Origin of the sequence: Streptomyces sp. R-07, assembly GCF_049913175.1 — a bacterium.
In the GTDB taxonomy this organism is placed as follows: domain Bacteria; phylum Actinomycetota; class Actinomycetes; order Streptomycetales; family Streptomycetaceae; genus Streptomyces.
On the sequence record NZ_CP183978.1, the window covers coordinates 2,469,620 to 2,494,918 of the forward strand.

Annotated in this window: 22 protein-coding genes; 10 read left to right on the forward strand and 12 right to left on the reverse strand. The window is 72.1% G+C overall.

The annotated features are described in order from the left end of the window. Nucleotides 1-149: 149 nt before the first annotated feature. Complete coding sequence (locus ACN9M0_RS11155) at nt 150-704, forward strand: hypothetical protein (protein WP_366035876.1); 555 nt, start codon at nt 150-152, stop codon at nt 702-704. Between the two features lie 88 nt (nt 705-792). Next, the gene (locus ACN9M0_RS11160; RefSeq protein ID WP_366035875.1) at nt 793-1,410 is read left to right on the forward strand and encodes a class F sortase; all 618 of its coding nucleotides are present in this window, start codon (nt 793-795) and stop codon (nt 1,408-1,410) included. Between the two features lie 12 nt (nt 1,411-1,422). Here ACN9M0_RS11160 and ACN9M0_RS11165 read toward each other — a convergent pair whose 3' ends face one another. Genes ACN9M0_RS11165 through ACN9M0_RS11175 form a run of 3 tightly spaced genes read right to left on the reverse strand, consistent with a single transcriptional unit; the run spans nt 1,423 to nt 3,833 of the window. Then, nucleotides 1,423-2,208: a sulfite exporter TauE/SafE family protein gene (locus ACN9M0_RS11165; RefSeq protein ID WP_366035874.1), complete on the reverse strand. Its 786-nt coding sequence runs from the start codon at nt 2,206-2,208 to the stop codon at nt 1,423-1,425. A gap of 37 nt (nt 2,209-2,245) precedes the next feature. Further along, the gene (locus ACN9M0_RS11170; RefSeq protein WP_366035873.1) at nt 2,246-2,434 is read right to left on the reverse strand and encodes a hypothetical protein; all 189 of its coding nucleotides are present in this window, start codon (nt 2,432-2,434) and stop codon (nt 2,246-2,248) included. Then, a complete protein-coding gene (locus ACN9M0_RS11175) occupies nt 2,427-3,833 on the reverse strand; it encodes a ferredoxin reductase family protein (RefSeq protein ID WP_426403532.1) in 1,407 nt (468 codons plus the stop codon). Before ACN9M0_RS11175 ends, ACN9M0_RS11170 begins: the two co-directional genes overlap by 8 nt. Before the next feature lie 217 nt (nt 3,834-4,050). Here ACN9M0_RS11175 and ACN9M0_RS11180 point away from each other — a divergent pair, with 217 nt between their 5' ends. The 6 genes from ACN9M0_RS11180 (at nt 4,051) to ACN9M0_RS11205 (ending at nt 10,350) form a co-directional block, all read left to right on the forward strand. Then, nucleotides 4,051-5,640: an NAD(P)/FAD-dependent oxidoreductase gene (locus tag ACN9M0_RS11180; protein WP_426403533.1), complete on the forward strand. Its 1,590-nt coding sequence runs from the start codon at nt 4,051-4,053 to the stop codon at nt 5,638-5,640. Beyond that, nucleotides 5,637-8,156 carry a nitrite reductase large subunit NirB gene (gene nirB / locus ACN9M0_RS11185; RefSeq protein ID WP_366035870.1) on the forward strand — a complete coding sequence of 840 codons (2,520 nt, stop codon included), beginning with the start codon at nt 5,637-5,639 and terminating at the stop codon, nt 8,154-8,156. Before ACN9M0_RS11180 ends, nirB begins: the two co-directional genes overlap by 4 nt. Further along, the gene (gene nirD / locus ACN9M0_RS11190; protein WP_426403534.1) at nt 8,153-8,539 is read left to right on the forward strand and encodes a nitrite reductase small subunit NirD; all 387 of its coding nucleotides are present in this window, start codon (nt 8,153-8,155) and stop codon (nt 8,537-8,539) included. The genes nirB and nirD overlap by 4 nt, the downstream gene beginning before the upstream one ends. Nucleotides 8,540-8,590: 51 nt before the next feature. Further along, a complete protein-coding gene (locus ACN9M0_RS11195) occupies nt 8,591-9,175 on the forward strand; it encodes a TetR/AcrR family transcriptional regulator (protein ID WP_399698316.1) in 585 nt (194 codons plus the stop codon). A gap of 78 nt (nt 9,176-9,253) precedes the next feature. Then, entirely contained in the window at nt 9,254-9,574 is a 321-nt protein-coding gene (locus ACN9M0_RS11200) for a hypothetical protein (protein ID WP_399698313.1), read from the forward strand. Nucleotides 9,575-9,579: 5 nt separating this feature from the next. Next, nucleotides 9,580-10,350, forward strand: coding sequence for an SDR family NAD(P)-dependent oxidoreductase (locus ACN9M0_RS11205; RefSeq protein ID WP_426403535.1), 771 nt, complete (start codon nt 9,580-9,582; stop codon nt 10,348-10,350). A gap of 14 nt (nt 10,351-10,364) precedes the next feature. On the opposite strand, the gene ACN9M0_RS11210 is transcribed toward ACN9M0_RS11205, so the two are convergent. From ACN9M0_RS11210 to dusB, 6 genes are all read right to left on the reverse strand, one after another. After that, entirely contained in the window at nt 10,365-10,778 is a 414-nt protein-coding gene (locus ACN9M0_RS11210; RefSeq protein ID WP_366035866.1) for a VOC family protein, read from the reverse strand. Nucleotides 10,779-10,867: 89 nt separating this feature from the next. Then, entirely contained in the window at nt 10,868-11,311 is a 444-nt protein-coding gene (locus ACN9M0_RS11215; RefSeq protein ID WP_426403536.1) for a group III truncated hemoglobin, read from the reverse strand. A gap of 56 nt (nt 11,312-11,367) precedes the next feature. Then, nucleotides 11,368-12,414: a hypothetical protein gene (locus tag ACN9M0_RS11220; RefSeq protein ID WP_426403537.1), complete on the reverse strand. Its 1,047-nt coding sequence runs from the start codon at nt 12,412-12,414 to the stop codon at nt 11,368-11,370. Nucleotides 12,415-12,549: 135 nt separating this feature from the next. After that, nucleotides 12,550-13,575: an ArsR/SmtB family transcription factor gene (locus ACN9M0_RS11225; RefSeq protein ID WP_366035863.1), complete on the reverse strand. Its 1,026-nt coding sequence runs from the start codon at nt 13,573-13,575 to the stop codon at nt 12,550-12,552. Nucleotides 13,576-14,173: 598 nt separating this feature from the next. After that, nucleotides 14,174-16,885, reverse strand: a complete 2,712-nt coding sequence (gene ppdK, locus ACN9M0_RS11230) for a pyruvate, phosphate dikinase (protein ID WP_366035862.1) — start codon at nt 16,883-16,885, stop codon at nt 14,174-14,176. 356 nt (nt 16,886-17,241) lie between these two features. Further along, entirely contained in the window at nt 17,242-18,378 is a 1,137-nt protein-coding gene (gene dusB / locus ACN9M0_RS11235; protein WP_123452108.1) for a tRNA dihydrouridine synthase DusB, read from the reverse strand. A gap of 52 nt (nt 18,379-18,430) precedes the next feature. Between dusB and ACN9M0_RS11240 the strand changes: the two genes are divergently transcribed. After that, a complete protein-coding gene (locus ACN9M0_RS11240) occupies nt 18,431-19,897 on the forward strand; it encodes an MFS transporter (RefSeq protein WP_366035860.1) in 1,467 nt (488 codons plus the stop codon). Here ACN9M0_RS11240 and ACN9M0_RS11245 read toward each other — a convergent pair. Next, nucleotides 19,867-20,007, reverse strand: coding sequence for a hypothetical protein (locus ACN9M0_RS11245; RefSeq protein WP_426403538.1), 141 nt, complete (start codon nt 20,005-20,007; stop codon nt 19,867-19,869). The genes ACN9M0_RS11240 and ACN9M0_RS11245 overlap by 31 nt on opposite strands. Nucleotides 20,008-20,039: 32 nt before the next feature. Continuing rightward, nucleotides 20,040-20,954, reverse strand: a complete 915-nt coding sequence (locus ACN9M0_RS11250) for a helix-turn-helix domain-containing protein (protein WP_366035859.1) — start codon at nt 20,952-20,954, stop codon at nt 20,040-20,042. Between the two features lie 101 nt (nt 20,955-21,055). Here ACN9M0_RS11250 and ACN9M0_RS11255 point away from each other — a divergent pair, with 101 nt between their 5' ends. Continuing rightward, entirely contained in the window at nt 21,056-22,495 is a 1,440-nt protein-coding gene (locus tag ACN9M0_RS11255) for an MFS transporter (RefSeq protein WP_399698292.1), read from the forward strand. A gap of 67 nt (nt 22,496-22,562) precedes the next feature. On the opposite strand, the gene ACN9M0_RS11260 is transcribed toward ACN9M0_RS11255, so the two are convergent. Beyond that, on the reverse strand, nt 22,563-25,133 hold the full coding sequence (locus ACN9M0_RS11260; protein ID WP_426403539.1) for an FG-GAP-like repeat-containing protein: 2,571 nt from the start codon (nt 25,131-25,133) through the stop codon (nt 22,563-22,565). Between the last annotated feature and the right edge of the window lie 166 nt (nt 25,134-25,299).

Sequence of the window (25,299 nt, forward strand, 5' to 3'; positions counted from 1 at the left end):
CACCGTATCGGACGGAGCAATCCTGATGCCTCATCAGCAGGCGGGGCGCGCGGCGTGGCTCTTATCTCGGTCTTAGAAGGTCCGGCTCCGGGATGTCCCTCCCGGGAGGACCAGCCGGCATGACCGCTCGCGCGCCCCGGAGGACCCCCATGCGCACCACTGCCCGTCTGTTCACCGGTACCGCGCTGACGGTCGCCGCGATCGGGGCGTTCGCCGCCCCCGCGGCGTACGCCGGCAACGAAGACTGGAACTCGAACAGCGAGAGCTCGTACGCGAACAGCGGCAGCCACGAGTCGCTGGAGATCTTTCCGTCGTCCGCGTCCCCGGGCGAGACCGTCACCGTGAACACGCTCGCCTGCGGCAAGCACGGCCACGGCGTCGGTGACGCGAACTCGCTCGGCGCGGGCGAGTTCCAGCTGAACCCGAGCACGCACAAGGAAGTCGTGGTCGGACAGTTCACGGTGCCGGAGCACGTCAAGGCCGGTTCCTACTGGATCAGCGTGGCCTGCGACAACGGCAAGACCGCCCGGGGCGACCTGATGGTCAAGCACCGGAGTCCGAGCGGCCACGTCCAGACCGGTGTCGGTGGCAGCGTCGGCCCCGACACCGCCCAGGTCACGGCAGGCGCGGCGGTGCTGGCCGCGGCTGCCGTCGGCGGTGTCTGGCTCCTGCGTCGCCGGGCGAGCGGCGCGCAGGGCCACTGAGACCACCGCCTGTCCTGCCCCCGCCGCGCGCCCGAACACGGCCCGGCGGGGGCAGGGCCACACCCAGGAAGCGACCGAGGGAACACAGGTGAGCAACAGGAGCAAGGGCTGGGGCATAGCCGTGGCCGCGTGCGTCGGTCTCTGGCTCGTCCAGAACGGCTCGGAGAACGTCACCCCGCCCGTACCGTCGGCCGCGCAGGCCTTCGCCGCCGGGCCGAGCGTGCACACCGACGCCGCCGCCGACCCGCTGCCGCCCTCGGCGCCCGTCCGGCTGCGCATCCCCGAGACCGACGTGGACGCCCCGATGATGCGGCTCGCCCTTGCGGAGAGCGGCGCGCTCGACGTGCCGCCGGCCGGGAACCGGAACATGGCCGGCTGGTACGGGGACGGCACCACGCCCGGGGCCAAGGGCACCGCGATCGTCGCGGGCCACGTCGACAACGCCGACGGGCCCGCCGTCTTCTACACGCTCGGCGCCCTCAAGAAGGGCCACCGGATCGAGGTGGACCGCGAGGACGGGCGGACCGCCGTGTTCACGGTCGACGCGATCGAGGTGTACGACAACAAGAACTTCCCGGACAAGAAGGTGTACGCCGAGGCCGACCGGGCCGAGATCCGGGTGATCACCTGCGGCGGCGGCTTCTCCAGGAAGAACGGCTACCAGGGGAACGTGGTCGCCTTCGGCCACCTCATCGGGGTGAAGTGACCCCCGAGGAGCTCACGCCCACTGGTCGAAGGCCAGCTTCGCGACCAGCGACAGGACCACGACGAGCAGCACGCCGCGGACGAACTCGGCGCCCTTGCTCAGTGCCATCCGGGCGCCGACCGTCCCGCCGACCAGGTTGAAGACGGCCATGACGGCCGCGAGCTGCCAGTACACGCTGCCCTGGTACGCGAACATCACGAGCGCGCCCGCGTTGGTGCAGACGTTGACGATCTTGGCGGTGGCCGAGGCGGTCACCAGGTCCAGGTGGAGCACGGCGGTCAGCGCGAGGACCAGGAAGGTGCCCGTGCCCGGCCCGAACAGGCCGTCGTAGAAGCCGATCCCGCCTCCGACCACCACGATCGCCGTCACGATGCGCGCCCGGGTCAGCGGCGCCCGCTCCTCCCCCTCGGCCTTGGCACCGAAGGAGGGCCGCAGCATCACGAAGGCCGCGACCGCGAGCAGCACCACCATGATCACCGGGCGCAGGACGTCGCTGCTGATCCCGGCCGCGAAGAAGGCGCCGCCCATCGAGCCTGCGAGGGCCGCGAGCCCGATCCGCACCGCCGTCCACACCCGCACCGGCGCCTTGCGGACATAGGTGATGGCGGCCCCGGTGGTGCCCACGATGGACACGGCCTTGTTGGTGCCGAGGATGTGCGCGGCCGGGACGTGCGGCAGCCCGAGCAGCAGCGCGGGCAGCTGGAGCAGCCCGCCGCCGCCCACCACGGCGTCGATCCAGCCCGCCACGAGCGCGGCGAGGCAGAGCAGGACAAGGGTGGTCAGCGAGATGTCGGGCATGGCCGTGAGCCTAGGGACGTGATCGTTGCCCCGTCCATCAATCTCCTGATCGTTGAGCTAGCTCTGAGCTTGCGGCGCCCGGTTCGCGGTCGGGGGCGGGCGGGGCCGCCGGGGTGACGACGGCGGTGAGCAGGGTCGCGGCGAGCGCCCCGGTGCCGAGGAGAGCGGCGGCGAACCGCATTCCCGCCCGGTCCGCCGGGACGCGGGGAGCACCGTGTCTAGCCATGGCTGAAGTCCTCGCTGTGGATGCGGTGGGCCGGCACCCCGGCCCGGATGAGGGAGTCGGTGGCGGCCCGGGCCATCGCGGGCGGGCCGCACAGGTACACGTCGTGGGCGGCGAGTCCGGGCACGAGGTGGCGCAGCGAGCGGGGCGCGAGGGGGTCGAAGGCGCCGTCCGAGGGGCCGAGCAGGAAGTGCAGGGCGGCCTGCCGTTCGCGGGCGATGGTCTCCAGTTCGGCGCGCAGGACGAGACCGGCCGCGTCCGAGGCCCGGTAGAGGAGGGTCACGTCGCCGGGCCCGCCGGGCAGGGTCTCGAAGAGGGCCCGCAGCGGGGTGATGCCGACCCCGCCGGCGAGCAGCAGCACCTTGCGGCGGGTGCGGCGGTGCGCGGTGAGCGCGCCGAACGGGCCGGAGGCGAGGACGCGGGTCCCGGGGCGGAGCCGGCGGATGCGGCGGGTGTGGTCGCCGAGCGCCTTGACCGTGATCCGCAGGGTGTCGTCGCGGACGGGCGCGGAGAGCGAGAAGGGCAGCGCCGTCGCCCAGAGGCCGCGGCGGAGGAAGCGCCAGCGGAAGAACTGGCCGGGCTCGGCGCGCAGCAGCGCCACTCCCCTGCCCCGGACGAGGACCGAGACGACGCCGGGGCCCTCGGCGCGGACCTCGGCGACCCTCAGCTCGTGGCGGAGTGCGGCCCGGACGGGCACGACGATCCGGTACCAGACGAGGAGGACCGCGACGGTGCCGTGGGCCATCGACCAGAGCCAGCGCGTGAGGAGACCGCCGGCGAGATCGGGGCCCGCGAGCTGGTGGACGAAGCCGAGCGCGGCGGCGAGGAGGCCGCCGAGGTGGACCGCCCGCCAGGTCTCGTGCCGGACCCGGCGGCGGACGCCCCGGGCGGAGGTGACGCCGACGGCGACGAGGAGGCCGGTGCCGGCGGTGGCGGCGGCGATCGCCCCGTACGCCAGGAGGTCCCCGGTGGCGGTGACGAGGTCGGTACGGGTGTGCACCGCGTAACCGCAGAGGGCGAGGACGGCGTGGGCGCCGATCAGACCGAGGACGTACCGGCCGCCGAGGGCGTGCCAGCGGGCGAGCCGGTCGGCGCCGACGCCGTGCTCGACGGCCGGGACGCGGGCCATGAGCAGCAGCAGGACGAGGACGCCGTACCCGGCGAGGAGGCCGGAGAGGTGGGCGCCGGTCGCGAAGAACGCGTCGAGCCGGGCGGACGGACGGGCCTGCACACCCCAGAGGAGGGCCACGGCCCCGCCGCCGGCGGCGATCGCGTTCCGCAGCCGCTCGGGGGCGAGCCGCAGGACGGGCACGGGCGGGACCTCGGCCGGCGGCCGCTCGGACAGCGGAACGGGCAGAGGGGTGTAGAGGGGGTGGCTGGCCTCGGTGGTCACGTCCGGCACCCTAGGACGGCCCGTATACGGGAACGGCCCGCTCCGGCCCGTACCCGCGATCCTTAAGCCGGGCTTGAGCCGAGACTGACCGCGCGTTAATCCGGCGGGGGCCGCGGCACTGCGTGCCGGCTCCTCACAGCACGCCCCGCCCCGGGCGGAGATCAGCGTTCCGTACGGGAAACAGTCGGGATGCCGTCGGGTAACACCGGCCCCGCACCCTTCCGGTATGAGTACACGGATCGTGGTGGTCGGGGGCGGAACGGCGGGCGCCCGGCTCGCCCAGCGCCTGCCCGTCACCCTCCTCGGCGAGGAACCGCACGCCCCGTACAACAGGGTGCTGCTCGCCGACGTCCTCGCCGGACGGTACGCCCCCGAGGTGATCGCCCTGCCCGGAACCCGGGAGCCGGTACGGCTCGGGGTCCGGGCGGTACGGATCGACCGGGCGGCGCGGACGGTCGAGTGCGCGGACGGCTCGCTCGTCGGCTACGACCGGCTGGTCCTGGCCACCGGCTCCAACCCGGTGCTTCCGCCGCTGCGCGGACTGCGCGGCGCGGCGCTCCCGGCCGGCGTCCACCCCTTCCGCACCCTCGACGACTGCCTGGAGCTGCGCGCCCTGGTACGGCCCGGGGTACGGGCCGTGGTCATCGGCGGCGGGCTCCTCGGGGTCTCCGCCGCGCGGGCCCTCGCCTCGCTGGGGGCCGACGTCGTCCTCACCCAGCAGGGCGAACGCCTGATGGAGCGCCAGCTCGACGAACAGGCCTCGGCCCTGCTCCGGGAACACGTCGAGGCCTTCGGGGTCGAGGTGCACACCGAGTGCCGGGTCAGCGGGCTGCGGCAGCGGGACGGGGCGGTCACGGCGGTCGAACTCGCCGACGGCTTCGTCCTCGACGCGCAGGTCGTGGTGCTGGCGTGCGGGGTCCGGCCCCGGGTGGCCCTGGCGAGGGACGCGGGGCTGACCGTCGCGACGGGCATCGTGGTCGACGACGAGCTGCGGACGTCGGACCCGTACATCCACGCGGTGGGCGACTGCGCGGAACACGCGGGCCGCGTCTACGGCCTGGCGGGCCCGGCCCTGGACCAGGCGGACGCCCTGACGAACGTCCTCCTCTCGGAGCGACCCACCCGTTCCGCCCCGGTCACGGCCCCCCACCACGAGGCGGCCGGCACCCACACCCCGGGCACGGCCCCGCACCACGAGGACGACACCCACGCCCGTGTGGGCGATCGTCCCGCTGGGGCGATGGGGGTCCCCCCTGCTCGAGCGAAGCCGAGAGCTTGGGGGAGGGTGGGCACACGGGACGGCGCCCTCGGCGGCGCCTCCGCCCCCCGTACCGACCCGCACCACGAGGACGCCGCGCTCCATGTGCGGGCCCAGGCACATGAGGCGGAGGCACCCGCGAAGGTGCCGTCCGTCGTGCCCACGACGGAGGTGGCGGAGGCCGGCGCCGGCGCCGCCGCGGCGGAAGCCGCGCCCGCACCCGAGGCCCGCACCGCCCCCGCGGAGCGCACACCCCCCGCCCGCTACACCGGCACCCGCGCCCTCACCCGTCTCACCCTCGGCGGCCCCCGCCCCCTCGATCTCGCCGCCTTCGGTGAGGTCACCGCTCGGCCGGGCGACGACGTCGTCCAGCTGACCGATGCCACGCGCAGCGCCTACCGCAAGGTCGTCGTCCGCGGTGACCGGCTCGTCGGGGGCGTACTCCTCGGCGATCTGGCCGCGGTCGGGACGCTCGCCCGGGCTTGGGAGGGCGACGAAGCCCTGCCCGACGACGCCCCCCTGCTCCACCTGCTCACCCACGACGGAGGCTCCTCATGACCACCCCCACCATCGTCCTGGTCGGCCACGGAATGGTCGGCCAGCGGTTCCTGGAGGCGCTCGCCGACCGTGGCGTCACGGAGCGGGCCAGGATCGTGGTCCTCTGCGAGGAGCCGCGTCCGGCCTACGACCGCGTGCAGCTGACCTCGTACTTCTCGGGCAGGACCGCGGACGACCTGTCGATGGTCGAGGCCGGTTTCATGGAGAAGCACGGCATCGAGCTGTACGTGGGCGACGCGGCGGAGTCGGTGGACCGGGAGGCCCGGAAGGTCACGGCCCGTTCGGGGCGGGTCTTCGCGTACGACCACCTGGTCCTGGCCACCGGCTCGTACCCCTTCGTGCCTCCCGTCCCCGGCAAGGACGCCCGCGGCTGTTTCGTCTACCGCACGATCGAGGACCTGCTGGCGATCGAGGAGTACGCGAAGACGGCGACGACCGGCGCGGTCGTCGGTGGCGGTCTGCTGGGTCTGGAGGCGGCGGGCGCGCTCAAGGGCCTCGGCCTCGACACGCACGTCGTGGAGTTCGCGCCGCGGCTGATGCCGGTGCAGGTCGACGAGGGCGGCGGCGCGGCCCTGCTGCGGACGATCGAGCGGATGGGTCTGACGGTCCACACGGGGACGGGCACGCAGGAGGTCGTGACGGCGGACGGCGCCGTGACGGGCATGAAGCTGTCGGACGGTTCCGAACTGGCCACGGACATGGTGGTGTTCTCGGCGGGCGTACGGCCCCGGGACCAGCTGGCCCGGGACTGCGGCCTCGCGGTCGGGGAGCGCGGCGGCATCGCGGTCGACGAGCTGTGCCGTACGTCCGACCCGGCGGTCTTCGCGATCGGCGAGTGCGCGCTGGCCTCGGACGGCCGGGTGTACGGCCTGGTGGCGCCGGGCTACGAGATGGCGCAGACGGCGGCGGCGGCGATAGCCGAGGAGGAGGCCGGGGACGGTTTCACCGGTGCCGACATGTCGACGAAGCTGAAGCTGCTCGGTGTGGACGTGGCCTCGTTCGGCGACGCGCACGGGACGGCCGAGGGCTGCCTCGACGTCGTGTACTCGGACTCCCGCTCGGGTGTCTACAAGAAGCTGGTGGTCTCCGGCGACGGGGTGCTGCTGGGCGGTGTCCTGGTCGGCGACGCCGAGCAGTACGGGCTGCTGCGCCCGCTGACCGGTACGGTGCCGCCGGTCTCCCCGGAGCAGCTGGTGCTCCCGGCGGGCGCGGGCGCCCCGGTCGCGCTCGGCCCGTCGGCGCTGCCGGACGACGCGGTGATCTGCTCCTGCCACAACGTCACGAAGCACGCGATCGGCCAGTGCGAGTCGCTCGCCGAGGTGAAGAAGTGCACCAAGGCCGGTACGGGTTGCGGCAGTTGCGTGAAGGTGATCGAGAAGCTGCTGCCGGCGCCCACCGACAAGGGGCTCTGCGGCTGCTTCTCGTACACCCGGAGCGAGCTGTACGAGATCGCCCGCACCCTGCGGCTGACCTCCTTCGCGGCGCTGCTCGACTCGCACGGTCGGGAGGAGGCGCGGGGCGGTGAGGGCTGCGAGGTCTGCAAGCCGACCGTCGGCTCCATCCTCGCCAGCCTCAACAACGGCTACATCCTGGACGGCGAGCAGGCCTCCCTCCAGGACACCAACGACCACTTCCTCGCCAACATGCAGCGCAACGGCTCCTATTCGGTGGTGCCGCGCATCCCGGGCGGTGAGATCACCCCGGACAAGCTGATCGTGATCGGCGAGGTGGCCCGGGACTTCGGGCTCTACACGAAGATCACCGGCGGTCAGCGGATCGACCTCTTCGGCGCCCGGGTGGACCAACTGCCGTCGATCTGGACGCGGCTCGTCGACGCGGGCTTCGAGTCGGGGCACGCGTACGGCAAGGCGCTGCGCACGGTGAAGTCCTGCGTCGGGCAGACGTGGTGCCGCTACGGCGTCCAGGACTCGGTGAAGATGGCGATCCAGCTGGAGCTGCGCTACCGGGGCCTGCGCGCCCCGCACAAGCTGAAGTCGGCGGTGTCGGGCTGTGCGCGCGAGTGCGCGGAGGCGCAGTCGAAGGACTTCGGGATCATCGCGACGGCGAACGGCTGGAACCTGTACGTCGGCGGGAACGGCGGCGCGACCCCGCGCCACGCGGACCTGCTCGCCCAGGACCTCTCGGACGCCGAACTGATCCGGCTCATCGACCGGTTCCTGATGTTCTACATCCGGACGGCGGACCGCCTGGAGCGGACGTCGACCTGGCTGGAGCGCCTGGAGGGCGGGCTCGACCACCTCAAGGACGTGGTGGTGCACGACTCGCTCGGGCTGTGCGACGAGCTGGAGGCGCTGATGGCCGCGCACGTCGCCGACTACCAGGACGAGTGGGCTCAGACGCTCGACGACCCGGAACGGCTGCGGCGCTTCGTCTCCTTCGTGAACGCGCCGGGCGCGCCGGACCCGTCGGTCCGGTTCGTGCCGGAGCGCGACCAGATCAAGCCGGACCTCACGATTCTCACGATCGGAACGCTGGAAGGGGCCACCTCCCGATGACGACGACGACCACGACCACGACGACCCTCGAACTCTCCCTGTCTCCCGACCTGTCTCCCGACTCCTGGATGGCGGTCTGCGACGAGGCCCGGCTGATCCCGGGCCGGGGTGTGGCGGCGCTGCTGCCGGACGGCCGGCAGGCCGCGGTCTTCCGGGACCGGTCCGGCCGGACGTACGCGATCGACAACCGCGATCCGTTCACGGGCGCGCAGGTGCTCTCCCGGGGGCTCGTCGGCTCGGCGGACGGGCGGCCGTTCGTGGCCTCGCCGCTCCTGAAGCAGCGCTTCGACCTGGAGACGGGCCGGTGCCTGGACGACGACGGGGTCACGGTGGCGGTGTATCCGGTCCGCACGAGTCCGCACGACCTGATCCGTACGACGTGATCCACACGGCGTAACTTGACCGATCGTTCCAGATGATCGTACGGTCGTCTCGTGGCCAGGACCAAGGAATTCAATCCGGACGCCGCGCTCCAGGCAGCCCTCGAACTGTTCTGGGCGCGCGGCTACGAGGCGACGACGATGTCGGACCTCGTGGAGCACCTCGGGATCGGCCGCGCCAGCATCTACGCGACCTTCGGCAACAAGCACGAGCTGTACCTGAAGGCGATGGACCGCTACCTGGAGACCCGCGACCCGCGGATCGTCGAGGAGCTGTCCGCACCGGGCCCGGCGCTGCCGGCCGTGCGGGCCCTCGTCCGCCGCTTCGCCGCCCAGGCGACGGCGGACGGGGAGCGCCTGAACGGCTGTTTCGTCACCAACTCGGCGGCGGAGCTGGGGCCGCACGACACGGTGGTCGCCCGGCGGGTCGAGCTGAGCTGGGAGCTGGTCGAGACGCTTTTGTACGGCGCACTCACGCGGGCCCGGGCCGGGGGCGAGCTCCCGGCCGACCGGGACCCGCGGGCGCTCGCCCGGATGCTGCTCGTGCTGCTGCAGGGGATACGGGTGGTCGGCAAGGTGTCGAGCGAGCCGGGCCGGGTCACGGACGCGGCGGAGCAGGCACTGGGACTGCTGGACTGAGGAGCGGGCGCCCACGGGGGGCGCCCTTTCTTCGGTGCTCATTCTAGAACGTACGGTCAAGTTCAGTTGGGGGGCGGGATGACGACGCCGACACAGGTACGGGAAGCCCACGACGCGGGCACCCGCCGTGGCTTCCTCCTCCTCGGCGGCCCGCACGGCCACGGTCTTCGTCCTGCCGTCCCTCGCGCTCCGGCGGCGGCGCGGCTGGTCCGCGCTGCTCACCTCCGCCGCCTTCGTGCCCTTCGCGGTCACCCTGCTCGGTTCGGGCCGACCGTGCTCTTCGCCGCCCTGCCCACCCTCGGCCGCGACGCGGTGTCGCCGGCGGCCGCGGCCGCCCTGTTCACCGCACTCGCCGTCACCGCACTCACCGTCACCACACCCGTCCACCAGAAGGGCTGACCACCATGTCCGCACGTTCCGCACGCTTCACCGACCGCACCGTCCTCGTCACCGGCGCCGGTTCCGGTCTCGGCCGCGCCATCGCGCTCGCGTTCGCCGCCGAGGGCGCGAAGGTGGTCGTCGCCGGCCGTACGGCGGAGTCCCTCGACGGGACGGTCGCCCTGATCGAGGCCGCCGGGGGCACCGTCGCCGCGGTCACCGCCGACGTGTCGAGCGCCGAGTCCACCCGGGAGCTGGTCCGGCGCACGGTCGGGCTCTTCGGCGGCCTGGACGTCGCCGTGAACAACGCCGGGGTCTTCCGGGGCGGCCACAGTGCCGCCGACTTCCCGCTCGACGACTGGGGGACGCTGCTCGACATCAACGTGACGGGGGTGCTGCACGCCCTGCAGGCCGAGGTCGGCCACATGCGGGCGAACGGCGGCGGGGCGATCGTGAACATCGCGTCGAACCTGGGCCCGCACGTCCGGATCCCCGGGGTGTTCGGCTACCAGGTGTCGAAGGCGGCGGTCTCGGCGATCACCAGGGCCGCGGCCCTGGACCACATCGCCGACGGGGTCCGGATCAACGCGGTCAGCCCCGGCGCCTCGGAGTCCACGATGTCGCTGCGGCCGGGCGAGACGGAGGCCGAGCGGGAGCTCCGGATGAAGCAGGAGTCTCCGCTGGGCCGGATCTCCTCCGCGGCCGAGGTGGCGGCGGCGGTGCTGTACCTCGCCTCGGACGACGCGGCCTCCGCCGTCGGCACGGACCTGGTGATCGACGGCGGCGTCTCGGCCTGATCCGGAAGGCGGGCTCAGCCCTGGGCGGCCGCCGGGTCCATCCAGAAGATCTCCCAGTGGTGGCCGTCCAGGTCGGTGAAGGAGCGGCCGTACATGAAGCCCATCTCCATGGGCTCCTTCGCCGGGGTGCCGCCGGCGGCGAGGGCGGCGTCGGCGAGCTGGTCGACCCTCTCCCGGCTCTCGGCGCTCAGCGTGACCAGGACCTCGGTGGCCTTGGTCGCGTCGGAGATCTCCTTGCCGGGCGCCATGAAGGACTTGAACTTGGGCTCTTCGAGGAGCATCGCGAAGATCGTGTCGCTGATGACCACGCAGGCGGTGGTCTCGTCGCTGAACTGCGGGTTCGAGGAGTAGCCGAGCTTCTCGAAGAAGGCCTTGCTGGCGTCGACGCTCTTGACGGGCAGGTTCACGAAGATCATCTGGGGGGCCATGGCGCTCTCGCTTCCGTCGTGCGGTGCTGTCGAGAGGTAAGACGGGCCTGCCCCTCGGAACTCATCGCTCTCCCGAGGATTCTTTTCGCTCAGGCGACCGAGCGCAGCTCCAGGGCCGCCAGCGGGACGAAACCGCCGCCCGTGCCCTCCGTCGATCCGTCGTCCAGCCGCTTCAGCATGGCGACGGCGATCCGCTCGCCCTGCGCCTTGGCCCGCTCGGCCCGGGGCCCGGTGTGGAGCCCGTCGACGCTCGCGTGCCAGAGCTGCACCCAGCGGCCGAAGTGGGCGGCGGTGAGCGGCCGGGCGGTGTGGAGGGCGGCGTGCGGGGCGAAGGCGTCCCGGCCGTAGTCGGCGGTACGGAGGAGGGCGCGCTCCCAGAAGTCGGCGATGCGCGGCAGGTGGACCTCCAGGTCGGTCCCGGCGATCTCGGTGAAGAAGGGACCGATCAGCGGGTCGGCGAAGGCGGCGCCGTAGAAGCGCCGCAGCAGGACGTCGAGGTCGCGGCGGTCGCTGATGTCGCGGGTGGCACGCATGCCCTCCAGTGTCCCCTCCGACCCCCGCTCCCCCAAGTGCCGAAGGTCCCCCGCCCTCAGGCCGTCCAGCGACGGACGGTGTCCGTCGCCGTGTCGTACGTGAGCCAGGTGCCGTCGCCGAGGGGGCGGACGAGGCCGTCGGCGGGGCCCGAGGGGTAGCGGACGCGCCCGCGTCTCTCCAGGGTGCGGGCGTCGAGGAGCCAGGTGCCGTGCGCCTCGGGGTCGGAGTCGTACTCGACCTGGGTGGTGGCGAGGACGGTGTCGCCGTCGAGGAAGCCGCAGCCGTGGTCCCACCGCACCTCCTCGTTCTCGGCGAGGACCGTCCCGTCGAGGGAGTGCAGCTGGAGGTCGTTGCCGTAGTGCTCGACCGTGAGGAATCCCGCGTGGTCGGGGTGGACGTCGAACAGGATGCGGTCGAGGCCGTCGTTCAGCTCGTCGTGGACGGTCAGCTCCCGCCCGTCCCAGCGCCCCCAGTACACCAGGACGCCGTCCTGTCCCATCCCGACGCAGAGGCCCATGTGCGCGCCGTCGGGGTGGGCGAGGTGCCACGAGCCGGAGGCCACGCTGTCCGGCAGCGGAAGCCGGGCCAGCTCGCGGCCGTCCTCCGCGTCGAGGACGACCCAGCCCTCCTGGTAGTCGTCGGGGTCCTCGCCCGCCTCCAGGACGACGTGCGCCCACACGAACCGCCCGTCGTCGGAGACCTGGCAGGAGCCCGACTCGATGCCTCCGCAGACCTGCCGCTCGTCGCCGGTGTGCGGGTGCCCGACCTCCTGGTCCCAGCAGGCGTGCTCGTAGACCCATCGGGTCGTGCCGTCGGCGCGCACCGCCCGCACCGACCGCTGTCCGGAGAAGGCGACGAAGCCCAGGTCGGGGTCCACCGAGTGGACTCCCCCGCCCCAGCCGGGCCACGGCAGCGGGAAGACGACGTCCGGGGCCCGGTCCCCCGCGAACAGCGACTCCAGTTCATGGACCTCGAGTTCGACGCCGTGCGACAGCAGAGCCCTGCGACGGCCGGTCTGCCGTGCCTCGAAGGGGCGGCCGTAGACGAGTTCGCGCCCGCCCGGGAGCGCGACCGAATCGAGCAGGTGTGCGTCGACGTCCATGGTGAGAACCTAGCGCCCCGCACCGACAGCGAGCGCCCGCTTCGGCTTCACCGCTCGTGGACGCGCGGTCGACTCCGTGTCCCGGGTTCCGGAAGCGCGCGAACCCCCGGCCCTGTCGCCGGACCGGCCATGAGGTCACCGGCCGTTACGCGCGTAGCTCGTCGTGTAGCACCGCAGGTCCACCGTCCGTTGGGCGCCGCCGAGCAGGGCCGCGCCCAACGGCGTCAGGGTGTGCAGGACGGCGTTGCCGTGGCGGAGGGTCGCGATGAGTCCGGCCTCGCGCAGCACGCCCGCGTGCTGGCTGGCCGAGGCCAGCGACACCCCGGCCCTGCGGGCCAGCTCGCTGGTCGTCCCGCCGTCCCCGATGGCGTGCAGGACGGCCGAGCGGGTCTGGCCGACCAGCTTGGCGAGCGAGGAGCCGCCCGGCGCGCGGACCGTCGGCGCCTCGCCGTGTGTGACGGGGTAGACGAGGACCGGCGGCAGCAGCGGATCGCGCAGCACCACCGGTGTCCCCCGGCAGAAGAACGAGGGCTGGAGCAGCAGCCCCCGCCCGTCGAGGTGGACGTCCCGGTCGACCGGGTAGTCCGCCTCCAGGACGGGCGCGCGCCAGCGCAGCATCGGCGGCAGCGAGGCGAGCAGCTCCTCGGCGCCGCCGTCCAGGAGGGCCCGGCCGCGGCGGGCGCGGTCGGCCTCGACGCGGGCGCGGATGTGCGGCCAGTACGGTTCGACGGCGGCCCGGTGGTAGCTCCTCAGGGCCCCCACGAGCCGGTCGAAGGGCTCCGCGCCGCCGTCGGCGAGGGCGCGCAGCGAGTGGGGCACGGTCCGGCCGCCGGAGCGGTCGGCGGCGAGCAGCGAGAGCTCGCCGCGCAGCCGGCCCGGCTCGGTGGCGCGGATGGCCTGGAGTCCCTCGTCGAGCCCGTGGACGCCTTCCGCGGGCGTCAGGAAGTCGGGAAAATATCCGCGGCTGGGAACGAGCGCGGCGAGGAGGCGGGTCTCACCGCCGAGCCGCATGCGGGCGTCCGCGCGCCATTCTCCGTAGACGACGGGCCCGCGCCGGTCTCTTAAACGGTGAAAGCTCAGAATCGTTTCCCACAGAACGTCCGGCCGGGCGGCCGTCCGCACCCCTGCCAAATCGTTCCCGGTGAAATGAATCCGCAGCATGAAGGTCCCCACCTGTGCACTCGCAACCACCCCCGACGACGAGTATGCACAGCATCACTGCACGTTACCAGGGTGTTTCAGCCACAGTTGAAAGGCATCGCGGCAATCGGGGCGGAACCGAAAAGCTGTACGGGTCGGGCAGGAAACCTTCAGGACCGAGGTGACGTGGTGAAGACCGTGGGGGGCTTTGCCCGTCCGGCGGCGGTCGGCGAGGTTGCGGCTCACCTGCCCGGCATCGGTAAAGGGCGTGGCCTCCGGGTGGGGATCCGGGGGCCGCGCCCGCCCCGTTCTTTGCGCTGATGAATCGAAGAAGTTCAATGTCCAATAATTCAATCAGCCGAAATTGAACATTGACTCACATCAGCTCGACAAACAAACAAACAAAGAACGGGACGGACACCTCCGCACAAAGGTGTCCGTCCCGTCTCTTTTTGTGGATCCGGAGCCGCCGCCCGTCGGTGAGGGTCAAGAGGTGACCGACGGCGGCCCCGGTGGTCCGTGCTCCGCTGCTGAACCGGGGTTCAGGAGGGCCCGACCGCCGCTCCTGACCCCCGGTTCAGCAGGCTCAGCGGCCAGCTGAACCGGGGTTCAGCAGGGCTCAGCGGCTGTCGCTGCCCTTCGACTCGGCGGCCGCGCGGCCCGCCTCGAGACGCGCCACCGGGATCCGGAAGGGCGAGCAGGAGACGTAGTCGAGGCCGACCTCGTGGAAGAAGTGCACCGACTCCGGGTCGCCGCCGTGCTCGCCGCAGACACCGAGCTTGATGTCGGGGCGGGTGGCCCGGCCGGCCTGGACGGCGCTGCGCACGAGCGCGCCGACACCGTCCTTGTCGATGGTCTCGAAGGGGCTGACGCCGAAGATGCCCTTCTCCAGGTACGCGGTGAAGAACGAGGCCTCCACGTCGTCGCGGGAGAAGCCCCAGACCGTCTGCGTCAGGTCGTTGGTGCCGAAGGAGAAGAACTCCGCGGCCTCGGCGATCTGACCGGCGGTCACGGCGGCGCGCGGCAGCTCGATCATGGTGCCGAGCGCGAGCTTCAGGTCGACGCCGGTCTGCGCCCGGACCTCGGCGATGACCTGCTCGGCCTCCTCGCGGACGATCTCCAGCTCCTGGACGGTGCCGACGAGCGGGATCATGATCTCGGCGCGCGGGTCGCCCTTGGCGTCGATGCGGTGGGCGGCGGCCTCGGCGATCGCCCGGACCTGCATGGTGAACAGGCCGGGGATGACCAGGCCGAGACGGACACCGCGCAGACCCAGCATCGGGTTCTGCTCGTGCAGCCGGTGCACGGCCTGGAGCAGGCGCAGGTCGTTCTCGTGCGGCTCCTTGCGGGACTCGGCGAGGGCGACGCGCACCGACAGCTCGGTGATGTCGGGCAGGAACTCGTGCAGCGGCGGGTCGAGCAGCCGGACCGTGACGGGCAGCCCGTCCATGGCCTCGAAGAGCTCGATGAAGTCCTGCTTCTGCAGCGGCAGGAGGGCCTTCAGCGACTCCTCGCGCTCCTCGTCCGTGTCGGCCAGGATGAGCCGCTCGACGTACTGGCGGCGCTCTCCGAGGAACATGTGCTCGGTGCGGCACAGGCCGATGCCCTGGGCGCCGAAGCGGCGGGCGCGCGAGGCGTCCTCGGCGTTGTCGGCGTTGGCGCGGACGCGGAGGCGGCGCACGCGGTCGGCGTAGGCCATGATCCGGTGGACGGCGGCGACGAGCTCGTCGGCGTCGTCGGCGCCGGCGTGCATGCGGCCCTCGAAGTACTCGACGACCGGGGACGGTACGACGGGTACCTCACCGATGTAGACCTTGCCGGTGGAGCCGTCGATGGAGACGACGTCGCCCTCCTCGACGACCTGGCCGTCGGCCGTGGTCATCCGGCGGCGCTTGGTGTCGACCTCGAGCTCCTCGGCGCCGCAGACACAGGTCTTGCCCATGCCGCGGGCGACGACGGCGGCGTGCGAGGTCTTGCCGCCGCGGGAGGTGAGGATGCCCTCGGCGGCGATCATGCCGTCCAGGTCGTCCGGGTTGGTCTCGCGGCGGATCAGGATGACCTTCTCGCCGGAGCGGGACCACTTGACGGCCGTGTACGAGTCGAAGACGGCCTTGCCGACGGCCGCGCCCGGGGAGGCGGCGATGCCGCGCCCGATCTGCTCGACCTTGGCGTTCTCGTCGAACTTGGGGAACATCAGCTGGGCGAGCTGCGCGCCGGTGACGCGCTGGAGCGCCTCGGCCTCGTCGATCAGGCCCTGGTCCACGAGCTGCGTGGCGATGCGGAAGGCGGCACCGGCGGTGCGCTTGCCGACACGGGTCTGGAGCATCCAGAGCTGGCCGCGCTCGATGGTGAACTCGATGTCGCAGAGATCCTTGTAGTGGGTCTCCAGGGTCTCCATGATGTGCATGAGCTGGTCGTACGACTTCTTGTCGATCGACTCGAGGTCGGCCAGCGGCACGGTGTTGCGGATACCGGCGACGACGTCCTCGCCCTGCGCGTTCTGCAGGTAGTCGCCGTAGACGCCGGCGTGGCCGGAGGCGGGGTCGCGGGTGAAGGCGACGCCGGTGCCGGAGTCGGGGCCGAGGTTGCCGAAGACCATCGAGCAGACGTTGACGGCGGTGCCGAGGTCGCCCGGGATGCGCTCCTGGCGGCGGTACAGCTTGGCGCGGTCGGTGTTCCAGGAGTTGAAGACGGCCTCGATGGCGAGGTCCATCTGCTCGCGCGGGTCCTGGGGGAAGTCGCGGCCGGTCTGGGCCTTCACGATCTTCTTGAAGTGCTTGACGACCTTCTTGAGGTCGGCGGCGTCCAGGTCGGTGTCGCTGGCGACCTTCTTCGCGGCCTTGGCCTCGTCGAGGGCCTCCTCGAAGAGCTCGCCGTCGACGCCGAGGACGGTCTTGCCGAACATCTGGATCAGTCGGCGGTACGAGTCCCACGCGAAGCGCTCGTTGTCGGCCTGGCGGGCGAGGCCGGCCACCGACTCGTCGGAGAGCCCGATGTTGAGGACGGTGTCCATCATGCCCGGCATGGAGAACTTCGCGCCCGAGCGGACGGAGACGAGCAGCGGGTCGTCGGCCTGGCCGAGCTTCTTGCCCATCTGCTGCTCGAGGGCGTCGAGGTGGGCACTCACCTCGTCGCGGAGCTCGACGGGCTCCGTACCGCTCTCGAGGTAGACCTTGCACGCCTCGGTGGTGATCGTGAAGCCCGGAGGCACCGGGAGGCCGAGGTTGGTCATCTCGGCGAGGTTGGCGCCCTTGCCACCGAGCAGGTCCTTCAGGTCCCTGTTGCCCTCGGTGAAGTCGTAGACGAACTTCTGATCATTGTTTTCCGACACGGGTCCCGACTCCTCGATGACTCGGTTGGCTGCCCTGACGGCGAGGAACATACCCAGATCGAAGGCTTCTGGGGAGGTACGCCTAGCGGTCACACGGTCTTAACCACCCGTCCGCCAGCACTTCGAAAGTTACCGATGCGAAGCTTCCGGTTTCACGCCCCGAAGGCCGGTTGACCCAATCCTACACTTTGCCGCTCACATGAGCGCCCAATCGAGCATTTGCGTTCAACTCTTAAACACAAAAGGGGTGGCACTCAGTGCCACCCCTTCAGGCTGTGCAGCCGTCTGCAACATGCTCATCTGAGCACCACCCCCCTCAAGGGTGGCGAGGATCACTCCCCCAGAAGGGCCGGATCTCAGCCGCCGGACGTGTCCAGCTCGGCGTCCTCACTCACTCCGGCGCAGTCGTAAGGGTCCTTCAACCAGCCGTCCGGCAGGACAACTCGGTTGTTTCCGGACGTACGACCCCGAGGACCGTCCGCACCCACCGGCCACGGCTGGTCGAGGTCGAGCTCGCTCAACTGAGCGCGCAGCTCGTCCAGGGAGGAGGTGATGGCCAGCTTCTTGCGCATCTCGGAGCCGACCGCGAAGCCCTTCAAGTACCAGGCCACATGCTTGCGGAAGTCGATGACACCGCGTGCCTCGTCACCGAGCCACTCGCCGAGCAGCCGCGCGTGCCGCACCATCGCGTCCGCGACCTCCCGCAGGCCCGGCTGCGCGTAGGCGCCGGTGCCCTCGAAGCCCGCCACCAGGTCCCCGAAGAGCCACGGGCGGCCCAGGCAGCCGCGGCCCACGACGACGCCGTCGCAGCCCGTCTCCCGCATCATCCGCAGGGCGTCGTCCGCCGACCAGATGTCACCGTTGCCGAGCACCGGGATCTCCGGCACGTGCTCCTTGAGCCGCGCGATCGCGTCCCAGTCGGCGGTGCCGCCGTAGTGCTGGGCAGCCGTCCGCCCGTGCAGGGCGATCGCCGTGACGCCCTCCTCGACCGCGATCCGGCCCGCGTCGAGGTACGTGATGTGGTCGTCGTCGATGCCCTTGCGCATCTTCATCGTGACCGGCAGGTCGCCCGCGTTGGTCACGGCCTCGTTCAGGATCGCCCGCAGCAGCGGCCGCTTGTAGGGCAGGGCCGAGCCGCCGCCCTTCCGCGTCACCTTGGGGACCGGGCAGCCGAAGTTCAGGTCGATGTGGTCGGCGAGGTCCTCGTCGACGATCATCCGCACGGCCTTGCCGACCGTCACCGGATCCACGCCGTACAGCTGGATCGAGCGCGGCTTCTCGGTCTCGTCGAAGCGGATGAGCTGCATCGTCTTCTCGTTGCGCTCGACCAGAGCGCGCGTCGTGATCATCTCGCTCACGAACAGCCCCTTGCCGCCGCTGAACTCGCGGCAGAGGGTACGGAAGGGGGCGTTGGTGATGCCGGCCATGGGGGCGAGCACCACCGGCGGCTGCACGATGTGCGGCCCGATGGCGAGAGGGGTGAACGCGGTCATTCGGCCATTGTCCCGCACTGCGGAGTTTCTTAGACAGCCATACGATCCGCACATGCCCGAGCTCACACGCGGTCGCCGCCTCGTCGTCCTCGCGATCTGCTGCATGAGCCTGCTGATCGTCAGCCTGGACAACACCGCGCTCAACGTCGCCCTGCCCGCCATGCGCCGCGATCTCGACGCCACCGTCGCCGGCATGCAGTGGGTCATCGACGCCTACACCCTGGTCCTCGCCTCCCTGCTGATGCTCGCGGGCTCCACCGCCGACCGCATCGGCCGCCGCAAGGTCTTCGTCACCGGCCTGGTCGTCTTCGCACTCGGCTCGCTGCTCTGCTCCCTCGCGCCGAACCTGGAGGCACTGGTCGCCTTCCGGATGGTGCAGGCCGTGGGCGGCTCGATGCTGAACCCCGTCGCCATGTCGATCATCACCAACACCTTCACGGAACCGGCGGCACGCGCGCGTGCCATCGGAGTCTGGGGCGGGGTCGTCGGCGTCTCCATGGCCGCCGGGCCCCTTGTGGGCGGTGTGCTCGTCCAGTCGGTCGACTGGCGGGCGATCTTCTGGGTGAACCTGCCGGTCGCCCTCCTCGCCCTGCTCCTCACCCTGCGGTACGTCCCCGAGTCCCGCGCGCCCCGGCCCCGGCGCCCCGACCCCGTCGGGCAGCTCCTGGTGACCGCGCTCCTGGGCTCACTGACGTACGCGATCATCGAGACCGACCCGCTCTTCGCCGGGATCGCCGCCGTCGCCCTCGCCGGTCTCCTCCTCTACGAACCCCGACGGCGCGAGCCCCTCATCGACCTGCGGTTCTTCCGCAGCGCGCCGTTCAGCGGGGCCACCGTCATCGCGGTCTGCGCCTTCGCCTCGCTCGGCGGCTTCCTCTTCCTGAACACGCTGTACCTCCAGGACGTGCGCGGGCTCTCCCCGCTGTCCGCCGGTCTGTGGATGCTGCCGATGGCCGGCATGACCTTCGTCTTCGCCCCGCTGTCGGGACGGCTCACGGCGGCGCGCGGGCCGCGCCCCTCGCTGCTGCTCGCGGGGACGGCGATGGCGGCCGGGCCGCTGCTCTTCGCGGCCTTCTCGGCCGAGACGAGCGATCCGCTGCTCTTCACCGGGTACGTGGTCTTCGGCATCGGCTTCGGCCTGGTGAACGCCCCGATCACGAACACCGCCGTCTCCGGGATGCCCCGCGCGCAGGCCGGGGTGGCGGCGGCGGTGGCCTCGACGAGCCGGCAGGTCGGGCAGACGCTGGGGGTCGCGGTGATCGGCACGGTCCTGGCGGCGGGGGTGGGCGCGACGCCGCACGCGGACGCGTTCGTGGCGGCGGCCCGCCCGGGCTACTGGATCATCACGGGCTGCGGGCTCGCCGTCCTGGCGGTCGGGGCGCTGACCAGCGGGCCGTGGGCGCGGCGCACGGCGGAGCGGACGGCGCGCTGCCTGGCGCCGGAGGAGGAGCCCCGGCCGGAGGGCGGTCCGCACGCGGAGGGCGGTTCTCAGGCCACGGCGAGGACACCCTCGTCCTGAAGCCGGAGGATCCCCCAGGCCACGGCGAGGACACCCTCGTCCTGAAGCCGGAGGATCCCCCAGGCGACGGCGAGGACACCCTCGCCCTGACGCCGGCTCCCCCAGGCCACGGCGAGGACACCCTCGCCTGAAGCCGGCTCCCTCAGGCCACGGCCAGAGCTCCCTTGTCCTGATCCGCCCGCTCCCGGACCACGAGGTCGAGGAGGCGGGCGACCCCGGCCTGGGTGGCGTCGTCCACGGGGACGTACGTGACGAGATGCGTCCCGGCGTTCGGGCCGAGCCAGAGGTTGGTGTGCTCGAAGCCGAGCAGCCCGACCCGCGCGTTGCGAATGATCTTCACGCGGCCGCCGGGGGCGACCACCTCGTGCCGCGCCCAGAGCTCCCGGAACTCGGGCGAGGCGTCTTCGAGGCGGCGTACGAGCTCCTTCCAGGCGGGTTCGGCCAGGTGCTCGGCCATGGCGGCGCGGAGCTTCCCGGCGAGCGCGCGCATGACCTCGGGCAGGTCGGTGACCGAGGCCCGGAAGTCCTCGTTCGTGAAGGCCAGCCAGAGGGAGTTGCGGTCCTCGCGGGGCAGCGCGTCGAGGTCGCAGAAGAGCTGCCCGAAGGTGCGGTTGTGGGCGAGGAAGTCGTAGCGGCTGTTCTGGATCGCGGCGGGCACGGGCTCCAGCTGGTCGAGCAGGCGGCGCAGGGTGGGCGTGACGACGGAGCAGGGCGCCTCGGGGTGCGGGTCGGCGGCTCCGGCGAGGGCGAAGAGGTGGCTGCGCTCGGTGGGGTCGAGCAGCAGGGCCGCGGCGAGGGCGTCCAGGACCTGCGGGGAGACCTGGATGTCGCGGGCCTGTTCGAGCCAGGTGTACCAGGTGACGCCGACGGCGGAGAGGTGGGCGACCTCCTCGCGGCGCAGGCCGGGGGTGCGGCGGCGCCGGCCCCTGGGCAGGCCGACCTGCTCGGGGGTGATGCGCTCGCGCCGGCTGCGCAGGAAGGCGGCGAGCTCGTGCCGCCGTACGTCGGTCTCGCTCACGCGCCCGCTCGCGGGTCCGCTCATCGCCATGACGGTCATGCCTCCAGCGTGCCGGGGTGCCCAGCCCGTTTCCAGGTAGTGCTTGTACCAGGATAAAGACACTCTGGTACCAGGCTGAGCGGGGGCGGAGGCTCGGTCGCGTGACTACGACCTCACCTTCCGCCCGTACCGCGGCCCCTGCCGGCCGCCCGGCGCCGGCCTCGGCACTCGGCGCCCTCGGCCTGTTCACCGTCCTCCTCGGCGCCGCGCTCCCCCTCATCGACTTCTTCATCGTCAACGTCGCCCTGCCGGCCATCGACCACGACCTGGCCGCGGGCCCGGCGCTCCTGGAGCTGGTCGTCGCCGGGTACGGCCTGTCGTACGCGGTGCTGCTCGTCCTCGGCGGGCGGCTCGGCGACCTCTTCGGCCGCCGGCGGCTCTTCCTCGCCGGCATGGCCGCCTTCGGACTGACCTCGCTCGCCTGCGGGCTCGCCCCGGACGCCTGGACCCTGGTCGCGGCGCGGGTGGCGCAGGGCGCGGCGGCGGCGCTGATGCTGCCGCAGGTCCTCGCGACCATCCACTCCTCGACGGAGGGGCCGCGCCGGGCGAGGGCGCTCAGCCTGTACGGGGCGACCGCCGGTCTCTCGATGGCGGGCGGCCAGATCCTGGGCGGGGTGCTCGTGACCGCCGACGTCGCGGGCTCCGGCTGGCGTGCGGTGTTCCTGGTGAACGTGCCGGTGGCGGTGGCGGGTCTGCTCCTCGCCGTCCGGACCGTGCCGGAGACCCGCTCGGACCGGCCGGCGCCGGTGGACGTGCCGGGCACGCTGCTCCTCGCGCTCGCGCTGCTCACCCTGCTCGCGCCGCTGACGGAGGGCCGGGCGGCGGGCTGGCCGCTGTGGACCTGGGTGTCGCTCGCGGTCTCCCCGTTCGCGGCGGGGGCGTTCTGGTGGGTGGAGCGGCGGGCGGACCGCCGGGGCGCCACCCCGCTGGTCCCCCCGAGCCTGCTCGCTCTGGTCCCGCTGCGGCGTGGGCTCGCGGTGGTGCTGCCGCTCTCGCTGGGCTTCAGCGGCTTCATGTTCGTGATCGCGGTGGCGCTCCAGCAGGGCCTGGGTCTCAGTGCGGTGGCCTCGGGACTCGCCCTGGTCCCCATGGCGGTGGCCTTCTTCGCGGCGTCGCTCGCCGGTCCCCGGCTGATCCGCCGCTGGGGCACGCGGGTGGTCCCGGTGGGCGCCGTGCTCCAGGCCGTCGGGCTCGGCCTGATCGCCCTGACCGCCGGGCGCTCCTGGCCGGACCTGTCGGTGGCGAGTCTGGTCCCCGGCATGGCGGTCGCGGGCGTCGGGCAGGGGCTCCAGCTTCCGGTGGCCTTCCGGGTGGTGCTCTCCGACGTCCCGCCGGAGCGTGCGGGCGTGGGCAGCGGCGTCATGGTGACCACCCAGCAGACGGCGATCACCCTCGGCGTCGCGACCCTCGGCTCCCTCTTCCTGTCGCTGTCCGCCTCGGGCTCGATGGGTACGGCCCTGACGGTGACGCTCCTCATCCAGCTGGCGATGGCCCTGCTCACGGCCCTGCTGGCGCTGCGCCTGCCGAGGACGGTGCGGTGAGGGGTCATCGGGGCGCGGACGTGGCGGATGTCCGCGTCCGCGCCCCGACGCGCGGGCCGGGCTCCCGCTACCAGTGGACCGGCGCGGGCCTGGGGGCGTGGAAGGTGGTGTCGCCGCGGCCGGTCCAGATCTTCAGGGTGCCGTTGGCGTCGCGGGCGATGATGTCGGCCTTGCCGTCCCCGGTGAAGTCCCCGACGGTGGTTCCGGTGAGGGTCCAGCCCTGGGTGACGGGCTTCTTCGGCTGGAAGGAACCGTCCGGGTTGCGGACCCACATCGTGAGGACGTTGCCGGCGTCCGTGGCCATGATGTCGGCCCCGCCGTCGCCGTTGAAGTCCCCGGCGACGGTCTGGGTGTAGGCGTCCCAACCCCCCATGACGTCCCGCGGGGGCTCGAAGTCGGCGGTGGTGGGGCCCGTGCCCGCCCAGATCTTGAGCCGGTGCGTGCTTTCGTCGGCGGCGATGATGTCCACCTCGCCGTCGATGTCGAAGTCGGCGACCGCCACCTCGTCGAAGTTCCAGCCCGACGTGACACGGTCACGGGTTCCGAAGTGGCCGTTGCCCAGGCCGGGCCACATCCACAGCTCGGGCGCGGTCGAACCCTCGGAGATCGGGGGCGTCCTGGCCAGGATGTCGGCCTTGCCGTCGCCGTCGAAGTCGGCCGTGACGGTCTGGGTGTGGTTCCAGTCGTCGGTGACGTGCAGCGAGCGGTCGAACGAGCCGTCTCCCCGGCCGTACCAGACCCTCATCGTCGACGAGGTGGCGTCACGGGCGAGGACGTCGGTCAGTCCGTCGCCGTCGAAGTCGGCGGCCGCGGTCTGGGAGAGGTTCTTCGACGTTCCGGTGACGGCCGCGGCGAGCGTCTCGGCGAGGCGCTGGGTGCCGAGGGCGTTGAAGTGCAGATCGTCCGTGGTCGACTTGTACACGGGGTCGAGCCGGGTCGGTACGTCGTCCCGGGTGGCACGGTCGAAGTCGACGTGATCGTCCAGGGTGCGGACATAGGCGTTGACGTTCTGACGGACCTTTTCCTGAGCGATGTCGTCGACCGAGGCGACGCTCCCCTCAGGCCCTCCGAACGGAGGGATGGTCGCCACGGTGACGTCGATGCCGCGAGCGCGGGCGCTCGCCACGATCTTCTTGATGCCGTCGACGAGTGCGGCCGTCTTCACGTCGGCGTTGAGGGCGTCGACGCCCCCGTAGCGGATGTCGTTGACGCCCTCGTAGAGGACCACCCGGCGGACGCCGGGCTGGGCGAACACGTCGCGATCGAGCCGGTTCAGGGCGCTGGGGCCCGCCACGTCGAGGAGCAACGGATTCTCGGAGGGTGTCACGGTGACCGGGCTGCTGTGATCGGCGAGGACCTTGTTGCTGTTCAGGCCCATGTTCAGGAGCCCGGGCGCGGCCGGGTCGGTGGTGAGGATCCTGGCGAAGTCGTCGGGCCAGCGCTGGTTGGAGTCCTCGTCGGTGTGGGCACCGTCGGTCTGGGAGTCACCGATGGCGACGACGGTTCCCGGGGAGGCCGCGGTCTCCACGTCGACACCGTTGAGCAAGGTCCACCGGGAAGCGCCGGCCGTGAATCCGGCTGCGGTGGTCTGACGCGTGAGGTCGCCCGTTCCCACGTACGTCGGGGACAGGGCGCGGGCGTGCACGGGGGCACCCTTGACCTCTCCCGGGAGGTGGACGCTGACCAGAAGGTCGGCGTCGGCGGTCACGGGGAATTCGACCTTGTCGCTGACGAGCTCGCCTCCCGCCGGGATGGTGCGGCTGCCGGTGAACGCCACCTCGTGTACGGCTCCGGTCGCCGCGGCCGTCCGCGCCGACCGTACGGCGAGCGTGACGCGGCCGAGGGTGACGGGCTGGAAGCCGAAGGTGTTCGCGAAGCGGAGCCGGGTGCCGGTACCGCTCTTGTGCGGATGGACGACCATGCGCAGGGTCTGGTTGTTCCAGACGGGCCAGACGGGCTCCTTGAGCAGCCCTTCCGGCGGCGCGAGGGCCGCGCCCCAGCTTCCCGTCCACGTCGTGTTCGCGCTCGCCGTGGTGGTGTCGCGCACGGCGACGGAGAAGACGTGCAGGTTCGGGGCCGTCGGCAGCCCGACGGTCTTCACGGTCTTGTCGCGGTCGAGGGGAACGGTGACCGCGTAGACGTTCTTGCCCCCCGTTCTGTCCGGTCTGCCCGAGTCGAAGAACGTGTCGGTCAAGGTCACGGCGGGGGCCGACTGGTCGGCGGCGTTCCAGATCCAGTCCTTGACGCCGAGGTGGTACGTCGAGGTGGTGCCGTCGGTGTACGTGACCAGGCCGTCCCCCTCCGCGGGCCCGTTCTCGGCGGCGGCCAGGAAGCCGAGGGCGTCGCCCTTGCCCGACAGGGGGAAGACCTGGCCCTGGGCCTTCGCGTTGTCCCCGCGCGGGGTCGCGTTCGGCCACGTGTAGACCGTGCCGTTGACGGTGATCGGTGCCCCTGGCACCCAGCCGGCGGCGCTCAGCAGGGCGCCGGAGTAGCTGCCTCCGTGCCCGTCGAAGTCGGCTGTGGAGGGCGGGTCTCCCCGGGTGACGGCCGTGTTGTCGAAGGCCTCCTCGAACGATCCGAGGACGCCCTCGGCGGCCTCGGCGTGTGCGATGCCGCCGGTCAGTCCGGCGGTGGCCACCGCGAGAGCGAGAGCGGACGCGCCCGTTCTCACCCATCCGGAACCAGGTCTCCCGTACTGCAAGGCGTTCTTCCTCTCCCTTGGTCGAGCGACGCTACCCCGGCCCCCTCCCGGCGGCACCCGGGATCCCCACCCACTCACCCATCCACCCACCCACCCACCCCTA

Coding starts and splice junctions, on each gene's coding strand:
- ACN9M0_RS11155 (WP_366035876.1), top strand. CDS start 150: ATGCGCACCACTGCCCGTCTGTTCACCGGTACCGCGCTGACGGTCGCC.
- ACN9M0_RS11165 (WP_366035874.1), bottom strand. CDS start 2,208: ATGCCCGACATCTCGCTGACCACCCTTGTCCTGCTCTGCCTCGCCGCG.
- ACN9M0_RS11170 (WP_366035873.1), bottom strand. CDS start 2,434: ATGGCTAGACACGGTGCTCCCCGCGTCCCGGCGGACCGGGCGGGAATG.
- ACN9M0_RS11180 (WP_426403533.1), top strand. CDS start 4,051: ATGAGTACACGGATCGTGGTGGTCGGGGGCGGAACGGCGGGCGCCCGG.
- nirB (WP_366035870.1), top strand. CDS start 5,637: ATGACCACCCCCACCATCGTCCTGGTCGGCCACGGAATGGTCGGCCAG.
- nirD (WP_426403534.1), top strand. CDS start 8,153: ATGACGACGACGACCACGACCACGACGACCCTCGAACTCTCCCTGTCT.
- ACN9M0_RS11200 (WP_399698313.1), top strand. CDS start 9,254: ATGACGACGCCGACACAGGTACGGGAAGCCCACGACGCGGGCACCCGC.
- ACN9M0_RS11205 (WP_426403535.1), top strand. CDS start 9,580: ATGTCCGCACGTTCCGCACGCTTCACCGACCGCACCGTCCTCGTCACC.
- ACN9M0_RS11210 (WP_366035866.1), bottom strand. CDS start 10,778: ATGGCCCCCCAGATGATCTTCGTGAACCTGCCCGTCAAGAGCGTCGAC.
- ACN9M0_RS11215 (WP_426403536.1), bottom strand. CDS start 11,311: ATGCGTGCCACCCGCGACATCAGCGACCGCCGCGACCTCGACGTCCTG.
- ACN9M0_RS11220 (WP_426403537.1), bottom strand. CDS start 12,414: ATGGACGTCGACGCACACCTGCTCGATTCGGTCGCGCTCCCGGGCGGG.
- ACN9M0_RS11225 (WP_366035863.1), bottom strand. CDS start 13,575: ATGCTGCGGATTCATTTCACCGGGAACGATTTGGCAGGGGTGCGGACG.
- dusB (WP_123452108.1), bottom strand. CDS start 18,378: ATGACCGCGTTCACCCCTCTCGCCATCGGGCCGCACATCGTGCAGCCG.
- ACN9M0_RS11240 (WP_366035860.1), top strand. CDS start 18,431: ATGCCCGAGCTCACACGCGGTCGCCGCCTCGTCGTCCTCGCGATCTGC.
- ACN9M0_RS11250 (WP_366035859.1), bottom strand. CDS start 20,954: ATGACCGTCATGGCGATGAGCGGACCCGCGAGCGGGCGCGTGAGCGAG.